This window comes from Mesorhizobium sp. M0317, assembly GCF_040321555.1.
Taxonomy (GTDB): Bacteria; Pseudomonadota; Alphaproteobacteria; order Rhizobiales; family Rhizobiaceae; genus Mesorhizobium.
The window spans coordinates 1-2,625 of record NZ_JAMYRV010000093.1; the positions used below are offsets into that span (position 1 = coordinate 1).

1 protein-coding gene and 1 pseudogene are annotated in these 2,625 nt (G+C 64.9%); both read left to right on the forward strand.

The annotated features are described in order from the left end of the window. Window positions 1–133: 133 nt before the first annotated feature. Window positions 134–1,876, forward strand: a complete 1,743-nt coding sequence (locus NKI88_RS31595; protein ID WP_023817026.1) for a YaiO family outer membrane beta-barrel protein — start codon at window positions 134–136, stop codon at window positions 1,874–1,876. A gap of 360 nt (window positions 1,877–2,236) precedes the next feature. Next, window positions 2,237–2,625 (forward strand): annotated as a pseudogene (locus tag NKI88_RS31600) (HEAT repeat domain-containing protein); the annotation flags it as partial.

Genomic DNA, 2,625 nt, shown 5'->3' on the forward strand with positions numbered 1-2,625 from the left:
CCCGCAAGGGCGAAAAAGACATCGTCTCCGCTCTTGAGAAGGGGGCCGACGACTACCTTGTGAAACCCTTCATTCCCGAGGAACTCCTGGCCCGGCTTGCGCGTCTCTTGGCGCGGAAGAGCGGGAAGCGCTGATGAGGCGCGGCCGGTGCGCCACGGTTGCAGCATGCGTCTTCCTGGCGGTTGCGGCAGTGCCCGCCGCGACGCTGGCCCAGACGGTCGAGGAACTGTACGCCTCCGGCGTGAAGGCCAGGCAGGCCCAGCATTTCGACGAGGCGGCGCAGCTGCTTAGGCGTGCGCTGGCGCTCAAGCCGGACAATGCCGACGCCGTGGTGCAACTTGGCTTCACCGAACTTGGCCGCAACAATCTGCCGGCGGCGCGTGAAGCGTTTTCCAAGGCGCTTGCGATTGCGCCGGAATATCTGGATGCCAGCTTCGGCATGGCTCAGGTCGAGTTCCGGTCGGGCAATCTGGACACTGCCCTGCCGCTGGCCGAAAAAGTCTCGCGTGCCCAGCCCGACAATGCCGATGCGAGTACGCTTGTCGCCAGCATCCACAAGGCCCAGCAAGCCGGCAGCAGCAAAGCGAAGCCTGCGACCGTGAGAAAGAGGCTGCGTCCGCCGCGGCCGGATCCCGTCGCCGGCCTGATGGAGAAGGGCCAGAGATTGCGGGCGGCGGGACAATTGCCCGAGGCGCAGAACGCCTACCGCCGAGCGCTGCGGCTGGCGCCGAAAAACACCGACATCCTGGTCGCCATGGGTCTCGTGGCTGGATCCCAACAGAAATTTGACGAAGCCGGGAATTTTTTCGACCGGGCGCTGGCCATCAGGCCCGGACTTCTCGACGCCCGTTTAGGCAAGGTCCGTCTGGCGATCTGGCAGAACGACGTGCCGCGAGCCCGCACAATGATCGGTGATGTGCTTGGCGCTGAACGTGACAATACCGAACTGATCGCTCTCGATGCGCGGATTTCCATGCTGGAGCAGGATGACACGCGGGCCGAGCAATCGTTTCTGCGGGTGTTGGCGGTCGATCCGCGCAACGCTGAGGCGCTTGTGGGGATCGGCGATCTGCGCCGAGCGCGTGGCGACGATGCTGGCGCGCGAGCCGCCTACCGCCAGGCGCTTGCCCTCGAACCCGGCTCGCGCGATGTCGAGCAGAGGCTCGCCGCGCCGCCGCCACGCAAATGGCGGCTCGATCTGGGCAGCGAAGTGAGCGATCTCACCGAGGGGCTTGGTGGCTGGACCGACAGTTCGGCTGGCCTAGCATATCGGCTCAGCGCGCAAACGACAATTTCGGGCCGCACCCGGGTGGCGACCCGCTTCGGCCACACCGACTTCCAGATCGAGGGCCGCATCGACCAGGCTTTCTCGCCCACTGTTTCAGCGCATGCGCTGGTGGCTGCGACGCCGGATGCCGATTTCCTCGCGCGCTACTCGATCGGAGCCGGCGCTTCATGGCAGATCCTCGCGCCCGCCAAAGCGTTTGGCCCGTTCTCGCTTAACGTCGATACCCGTTATGACCATTTTGCCAACACCGAGATCACCACCATCTCGCCCTGGGTGCAGGCCTATGTCCTGGATGGCCGGCTCGGGCTTTCGGCACGTTGGGTCCACGCAGCCGACGACATTGGCACGCGCGCCGATGGTTATGTCCTGCGAGTCGATCTTGCAGTTACCCCTAGCGTCAATGTTTTTGGTGGTTTTGGGGATGCCCCCGAGATCTCCGACGGCACGCTGGTGCCTACGCGTACCGTCTTTGGGGGCATCTCCTGGGACGTTTCCGACCCGCTGACGCTGCGCAGTAGCCTCGCCCATGAGCAGCGCCCGACATTCGACCTAACCACATTCGGGCTCGGCCTGACTGCGCGGTTCTGATCATGTTGTACGTCTGGTACCTGTCCATCCTGCTCAGTGCCCTTTCCCTGGTGATCATGCTTCTGCTGATCGGGCGCCGGGTGCTGCACGAGCGCCGGGGGACGGAGGGCGCCGATCAGCGGCGCCTTCTTCTAACGGCGCTGATCGCCTTCACCGAAAATCGCGATCGCGAGGCATTGAAGACAGCGCTGCTTGCGGTGCCGGCAAGGGTGGCGATCGATGCCGGCTTCGAGTTTATCTCGCTGCTGCGCGGCGAGGAGCACGACGAGCTGCTTTCAGCCTTCAACGAATGTGGCCTGCCGACCCTTGTGGGCACCCAGCTTGAAAGGCAACGGCGCCGAACGCATCCACGCGGCCGAGATGCTGGCCGCGCTGCGTTCGGAGGACGCGGTGGCAAACCTGCTTTCGGCGCTCGATCGCGACCGGTCGCGCGAGGTCAGGATCGCCGTCGCGATTGCGCTGTGCGATATCGGCGCCCTGCCGCCGCTGGTCATAACGCTACGCAAGATCGGCGTGGCGGGGCAGCGCTCACGGCGCGTGATCGAGCTTTTCAGGCGCTTTCCGTCAAAGCGGTTCGACGAGCTTGAGGATTACGGCAGCCGTGAGGACGCGGTGCCTTTTATCAGGGCGGCGGCAATCGATGCGCTTGCTCGCAACGGCGGCTTCCGGTTTGGTGAGTTCTTTGCTCGCGCGGCTGGCGATCCGTCACCGGAGGTCGCCGCAGCCGCATTGCGGGCACTCGGCCTGAC